This window comes from Gordonia aichiensis (assembly GCF_039946255.1).
Lineage (GTDB): Bacteria > Actinomycetota > Actinomycetes > Mycobacteriales > Mycobacteriaceae > Gordonia > Gordonia aichiensis_A.
Genome location: NZ_JBCDWL010000021.1, coordinates 73,574 through 80,690, shown reverse-complemented (window position 1 = coordinate 80,690; position 7,117 = coordinate 73,574). Strand labels below are relative to the sequence as shown.

Annotated in this window: 6 protein-coding genes; all 6 read left to right on the top strand. The window is 70.1% G+C overall.

What is annotated here, in order from left to right:
* Positions 1–525 precede the first annotated feature (525 nt).
* On the top strand, positions 526–1,764 hold the full coding sequence (locus AAFO60_RS18630) for a sensor histidine kinase (RefSeq protein ID WP_347957730.1): 1,239 nt from the start codon (positions 526–528) through the stop codon (positions 1,762–1,764).
* 95 nt (positions 1,765–1,859) lie between these two features.
* Entirely contained in the window at positions 1,860–2,681 is an 822-nt protein-coding gene (locus AAFO60_RS18625) for a LytR/AlgR family response regulator transcription factor (RefSeq protein WP_347957729.1), read from the top strand.
* Between the two features lie 2 nt (positions 2,682–2,683).
* Complete coding sequence (locus tag AAFO60_RS18620; protein ID WP_347957728.1) at positions 2,684–3,106, top strand: hypothetical protein; 423 nt, start codon at positions 2,684–2,686, stop codon at positions 3,104–3,106.
* Positions 3,103–4,830 (top strand): cation acetate symporter, encoded by a 1,728-nt coding sequence (locus tag AAFO60_RS18615; RefSeq protein ID WP_347957727.1) that lies wholly within the window; start codon positions 3,103–3,105, stop codon positions 4,828–4,830. The genes AAFO60_RS18620 and AAFO60_RS18615 overlap by 4 nt, the downstream gene beginning before the upstream one ends.
* Positions 4,831–5,067: 237 nt before the next feature.
* Entirely contained in the window at positions 5,068–5,448 is a 381-nt protein-coding gene (locus tag AAFO60_RS18610) for a DUF485 domain-containing protein (RefSeq protein WP_347957726.1), read from the top strand.
* The gene (locus tag AAFO60_RS18605; protein ID WP_347957725.1) at positions 5,445–7,079 is read left to right on the top strand and encodes a solute symporter family protein; all 1,635 of its coding nucleotides are present in this window, start codon (positions 5,445–5,447) and stop codon (positions 7,077–7,079) included. Before AAFO60_RS18610 ends, AAFO60_RS18605 begins: the two co-directional genes overlap by 4 nt.
* The last annotated feature ends 38 nt before the right edge of the window (positions 7,080–7,117 follow it).

Sequence of the window (7,117 nt, the reverse complement as noted above, 5' to 3'; positions counted from 1 at the left end):
GACAGGGGGTCTCGATGCGCTTGCTCGCTCCGCTCACAGGCTTACTCGACCAACCTGGGAAGCAGCCGGGCGGAGATGTTGGGTGGCTGGAGTCTCGATGCGCTTGCTCGACCAACCTGGGAAGGTCTCGGCTTTACAAGTGGCACTCGATCACCGTGAAACGGCCCTGCCCCCAGGCTGGTCGAGTAGCCACCGAGCGCAGCGAGGCGGCGTATCGAGACCTGCACACCGACGCGATCGCCCCGGGGTCTCGATGCGCTTGCTCGCTCCGCTCACAGGCTTACTCGACCAACCTGGGAAAGAGCCGGTCAGAGATGCCGGGTAGCTGCGGCCTCGATGCGCTTACTCGACCAACCTGGGAAAGAGCCGGTCAGAGAAACCGGGTGGCTGCGGCCTCGATGCGCTTGCTCGACCAACCTGGGAAGGGGCCGGGCGGGGATACCGGGTGACAGCGGGTCTCGCATACTCGACCAACCTGGGGACCCGGGGGCAGGGGTCGACGATATCGTCGAGACGTGATGCTCAATGTCCGGTGAACTAATCGCGATCTCGGTGCTCGGCATCGCGCTGGCCGTGGTGCTGACCGTCGTCGCACTGCGCACCCGGCGAGTGGTCAGCACCCCGCATGAACGTGCCGTCCACGACACCCTGCACACCGCCGACCTCGCGGCCCGACCACTGCGCAATGGGCTCACCGAGGAATCCGCGGCCGGCGCGGCGGGACCGCTGCGAGCACTCACCGGCGGCGACGGACTGGCCCTGTACGACGCCGACGGCAATCAATTGGCATTCGACGGCGACGAGACGATCTGGACACCGCCGATCCGGGCGGCGGCCGCCACGCTCGCCGCGCAGGCGCTGACCGACCGCAGGCACGCCTCGCTGACCGATCCGGTCGGCAGCGTCGGCCCGGCCCGACACCTGCTGGCCGCCCCGCTGCTGTCGGACGACCTCAGCGCCGGCGTGCTGGTGGTGGCCTCCCTCAGCCGTCCCGGCCCCGGGCGGGTCGGCGCGATCACCGAAGTCGCCCGCTACGCCTCAGGACAGTTGCAGTTGGCGGAGTTGGAGGCCTCCCGCTCCCGACTCGACCGCGCCGAAGTCCTCGCGCTGCGCGCACAGATCAGCCCCCACTTCATCTACAACGCGCTCAACACCATCGCCTCCTTCGTGCGCACCGACCCCGACCGGGCCCGCGAGCTGATTCTCGACTTCGCCGACTTCACCCGCTACTCGTTCCGCGCCGCGGGCGAGTACACGGTGCTCGCCGACGAGCTGCGCAACATCGACCGCTACCTGACCCTCGAGCGCGCCCGGTTCGGTCCCGGCCTCACCGTGAAATTGCAGGTCGCACCCGAAGTACTCGGCGTCACCGTGCCCTTCCTCGCACTGCAGCCGCTGGTGGAGAACGCCGTCCGGCACGGAATGGCCGGACGCCGCGACGGCACCATCTCCATCGTCGCGCGCAACGCTGGCCCCGACGCACTGCTCAGCGTGGAGGACGACGGCGTGGGGATGGACCCGGAGCTGCTCCGCACCGGCGCCATCGACGCCCTGAATCCATCGGGTCCCAAGGAGTCCGACGGCGCACACGTCGGCCTGACCAACGTCGACCAGCGACTCCGGTCGGCGTTCGGCAACGACTACGGCCTGGTCGTCGAGACCGCGATCGGTGCGGGCACCAAGGTCAGCATGCGGATCCCCAAGTTCGCGGCCGGCATTCACGTCGAGCAGAGCGGGCGGGCGTCGCTCGATCCGGGCGTGTAGGCGGCCTGAGAACGATCACCGCCGGACTGCTGTCCCGTGCGCGCGCACCGGCTACGTTTGTTGTCGAAGCACACCTGCCGGAAGGGAGATCATCGATGACGAGTCTGACCGTCCTCGCCGTCGACGACGAGGACCCGGCCCTCGATGAACTCACCTACCTGCTGAACCGCCACGACGCCGTCGGCACCGTCTATCAGGCCTCCGACGCGACCGCCGCGCTGCGCGAACTGTCCGAGCACCGGGTCGACGCCGTCTTCCTCGACATCTCGATGCCCGGTCTGTCCGGAATGGAACTGGCCGCGGTGCTCGCCAACTACACCGCTCCCCCGCCGATCGTCTTCGTCACCGCGCACGACGACCGGGCCGTCGAAGCCTTCGACGTCGGCGCCGTCGACTACCTGCTCAAGCCGCTGCGGGCCGAACGGCTCGACCAGGCGCTGACCCGGATCGTCGCCGCGCGCGCGGCCGCCCCCGACGACGCCGCCGAGGAGCAGCCGCCTGCCGCCGCGACGCCGGACGACGCCCCCGCCGACGACGTCATCCCGGTCGAGTCCGGCGGGATCACCTCGCTGGTCCGGCGCGACTCGATCTCGTGGATCGAGGCCGTCGGCGACTACGCCCGTCTGCACACCGACACCGGCTCGTACCTGGTGCGCATGACCCTCTCGACGCTCGAAGCCCGCTGGCGCAAGGCCGGCTTCGCCCGCGTCCACCGGTCGTACCTGGTGTCGTTGCCGATGGTGGCCGGACTGCGCGCGACGGGTGCGGCGACGCTGGTGCGGGTGCGCGCCAACGGTCGCTCCCCGGCGGTGGAGCTGCCGGTGAGCCGCAGGCAGGTCCGCGAACTGCGCGACCGCCTCGTCCGCGACCCGCTGCGCACCTTCCGCGCCGGCCGCCCCGACGCCGAGGACGATTAGCGGTGTCGCCCGACTCGACCCGCGACCGCGGCCCCCAGCGCGAACGGGTGGTCCTGTCGCAACGACGGGGCGCCCGCATGGTCCGCACTCGCGTGGAGGTCGCCGAGCAGACCGACATCGGCGAACACCTGGTCCGCGGTCTGGTGCGCGCGCAACTGGCGCTGTCGTTGCGGTTGGGGCTGGCGGTGCTCGCGGTGTTCGTCGCGATCCCGCTGATCGGCGCGACCATCGCACCCTTCGCCGACGCCACCGCATTCGGGTTGCCGTTGAACTGGGTGATCCTCGGCCTGCTGCCCTTCCCACTGCTGTACCTGGCCGGCCGACTGTACATTCGGCTCGCCGAGCAGGCCGAAGCCGATTTCGTCCGCCTCGTCGACGCCGACGGCCCGGAGGCCGACAGCACCGGGCAGGACCGTCGCCGATGATCGCCGACCACGTCTCCGGTCTCACCGTGGCCGCCATCCTCCTGGCCGCCTTCGGCACGGTGTCCGTCGGCGCGTACGGCGGTCGTGGGGCGCGCTCGACGTCGGACTTCCTGGTCGCCTCCCGCAGCATCGGCCCCGGCTGGAACGCCGCGGCGATCGCCGGGGAGTACCTGTCGGCGGCGTCGTTCCTGGGGGTGGCCGGGCTCGTCGCCAAGTACGGCGCCGACGCCCTCTGGTATCCGATCGGATTCACCGCCGGCTACCTGTCGCTGCTGTTGTTCGTGTCGGCGCCGCTGCGGCGGTCGGGCGCGTACACGGTGCCCGACTTCGCCGAGTTCCGTCTCGCGTCGTTGCGTGCCCGCAAGGCGGCGATGGTCGTGGTGATCGTGATCTGCGTGCTGTATCTGGTGCCCCAGCTGCAGGGTGCCGGGCTCACGCTGAACATCCTGTTGCACATCCCGCCGTGGGTGGGAGCGACCGGCACCGGCCTGCTGGTGATCGTGAACGTGGTGGGCGCGGGCATGCGGTCGGTCACCTTCGCCCAGGCCGTCCAGTACTGGCTCAAGCTGACGGCGGTCGCGATTCCGGCGCTGGTCCTGGTCGTGATCTTCGCGGGCAGCCCGCAGCAGCTCGGCGAGCCGTTGCCGCCGCGCGTACAGTCGCAGACCACCGTCCGCATCGACACTCCCGTCGAGGTCACGGTCACCGATCCCACCGGTGTCCGGGTCAGCGGCACCGTCGACGACCGCCCGGTCGACGAGCAGCCGCTGGCTGCGGGCACCCATCGCCTCGACCGCGGCACCGTCCTGCGGCTGGCGGCCGGCGCCGCCACCCCGGTGGTCTCCCGCGCCCCGCAGACCGGCGCGGCGTGGATGGACTCCGGCGGCGGGCTCGGCGGCAGTCACCCGCTCTACCAGGTCCTCTCGCTCATCATCGCGACCTTCCTCGGCGCCATGGGGCTGCCGCACGTGCTGGTTCGCTTCTACACGAACCCCGACGGTCGCGCGGCGCGTCGTACCGCGCTCAACGTGATCGCCGCGCTCGCCGTCTTCTACTTCTTCCCGTCGATCCTGGGGGTGCTGGCGCGGGCCTGGGTGCCGCAGGTCCTCTCCACCGGGACCGCCGACGCGGCCGTCCTGCTGCTGCCGGCCGCGGCGACCCACGGGATCTGGGCCATCGCACTGTCGGCGCTGGTGGCGGCCGGTGCGATGGCCGCCTTCCTCGCCACGTCGTCGGGCCTGCTGGTGAGCATCGCAGGCGTCATGTCGACCGACTTGATGCCCGCGGGAGTGCGCAGCTTCCGGATCTGCGCCCTGCTGGGCGGCGCGATCCCGATCGCGATCGCGCTGAGCGCGGGATCGCTGGAACTGTCGCGGTCGGTCGGCCTGGTGTTCGCGGTCTCGGCGTCGACGCTGTGCCCGCTCCTGGTGCTCGGTATCTGGTGGCGCGGGCTCACCGCGGCCGGCGCGATCTCCGGCCTGCTGGTCGGCGCGGTCGCCTCGGCGGTGGCGGTGGGCGTCTCGGCGACCGGTGTCTTCGGCGACGACGGCTGGCTGTCGGTGCTGACCGGTTATCCGGCCGCGGTCACCGTTCCGCTGACCTTCGCGACGATGATCCTGGTGAGCCTCGCGACCCGCGCGCAGATCCCGGCGGGCACGGCGGGCGCCTTCGCCCGCATGCACGTCCCCGAACGGCTGGGTCTCGGCGTCGAACGGACGCCGTAGACACCCGTCGCACCTCGCTCTCCCCACCTGCCCGCCCGGGTTCGGGCGCGGCCGCCCGACGTTCCCGCAGGCGCGTCGGCACCGCGTCGCCCACCGTTCATCGGACGGCAGTGACCGCTCATCGCACGCAGGTCCGACCTCGTCGCCCCGATCACAGATCGTCTGGGATGTGACGGCTCTCTCACTCATGATTCAAGCAGTCTCATCAGCAGTCCCACCCCGAGCGAAGGAGCGATCGTGACACTCACCGATCACGCCGCGGAAGGGAACGTCAGTCCGTCACAGGACGAGTTCCTCACCGCGCAGGCGACACCCGAATTCCAGAAGCTGCGCGGCACCCTGCGCCGGTTCGTGTTCCCGATGACAGCGTTCTTCCTGATCTGGTACGCCGTGTACGTGCTGCTCGGCGCGTTCGCGCACGACTTCATGGGCACCCCGGTGTGGGGCAACATCAACGTCGGTCTGATCCTGGGCCTGCTGCAGTTCGTCACCACGTTCGGGATCACCTTCGCGTACGTCCGGTTCGCCGGACGCGACCTCGATCCGCAGGCCGAACAGATCCGCCAGAACTTCGCGAGCGGCGTGTACGCCGACCACACCGAAAGGGCTCAGGCATGACCCACGTGCTCGCCGAGGCGGCCGGAGCCGTCGGCAACCCGGTAATCAACATCTCGATCTTCATCGCCTTCGTCCTGGTGACGATGGTCGTGGTGATCCGCGCCAGCCGCAAGAACGCCTCCGCGTCGGAGTTCTTCACCGCAGGCGGCGGCTTCTCCGGCCCGCAGAACGGCATCGCCATCGCCGGCGACTACCTGTCGGCCGCCAGCTTCCTCGGCATCGCCGGCGCCATCGCGGTCTACGGCTACGACGGCTTCCTGTACTCGATCGGCTTCCTCGTCGCGTGGCTCGTCGCCCTGCTGCTGGTGGCTGAGCTGCTGCGCAACACCGGCCGCTTCACCATGGCCGACGTGCTCAGCTTCCGGCTGAAGGAGCGCCCGGTCCGCATGGCGGCCGCGCTGTCGACGCTGGTCGTCTCGCTGTTCTACCTCCTGGCCCAGATGGCCGGCGCCGGCGGTCTGGTGGCACTGCTGCTCGACATCCACGACCGCACCGGACAGTCCATCGTCATCGCCGTCGTCGGCGTCCTGATGATCGCGTACGTGCTGATCGGCGGCATGAAGGGCACCACCTGGGTGCAGATCATCAAGGCCGTCCTGCTCATCGTCGGCGCGGCCGTCATGACCCTCATGGTGATCGGCAAGTTCGGCCTCAACATCTCCTCGATCCTGGGCGACGCCCAGAGCGCCATCAGCGAGTCGTCCGACAAGGCCGTCGCCGCCCGCGACGTGCTGGCTCCCGGCGCCCAGTACGGCGGTTCGCTCACCTCGCAGATCAACTTCCTGTCGTTGGGCCTGGCGCTGGTGCTCGGCACTGCGGGCCTGCCGCACGTGCTGATGCGCTTCTACACCGTGCCCACCGCCAAGGAGGCGCGCCGCTCGGTCACGTGGGCCATCTCGCTGATCGGCGCGTTCTACGTCTTCACCCTGATCCTCGGCTACGGCGCCGCCGCGCTGGTCGGTCCGGACAAGATCCTGTCGGCCGCGGGCAAGGAGAACGCCGCGGCTCCGCTCCTGGCCCTGGAACTGGGCGGCACCGTGCTGCTGGGCGTCATCTCGGCCGTCGCCTTCGCGACCATTCTGGCCGTCGTCGCCGGTCTGGCGATCACCGCCTCCGCGTCGTTCGCTCACGACATCTACGCCTCGGTGATCAAGCGCGGCAAGGCCTCCGAGAGCGATCAGGTGCGCGTGTCCCGCCAGTGCGTGGTGGTCCTGGGTGTGCTGAGCATCATCCTCGGCATCCTGGCCAACGGTCAGAACATCGCCTTCCTGGTGGCGCTGGCGTTCGCGGTCGCCGCCTCGGCGAACCTGCCGACCATCGTGTTCTCGCTGTACTGGAAGCGGTTCAACACCCGCGGCGCCCTGTGGAGCATGTACGGCGGCCTGGCCTCCTGCATCATCCTGATCATCTTCTCCCCGGCCGTCTCCGGCGGCCCCAAGGCGATGATCCCGGGCGCCGACTTCGCCTGGTTCCCGCTGTCGAACCCGGGCATCATCTCGATCCCGCTGGCCTTCGCCCTCGGCATCATCGGCACCCTCACCTCGGCCGACCGCGGCACTCCGGGCCGCAATGCCGAGATGGAGGTCCGCTCGCTGACCGGTGTCGGCGCCGAAGGAGCGATCGCCCACTGACCCCGATCCCGCTCCGGCCCGGGCCGGTCCCCCACACT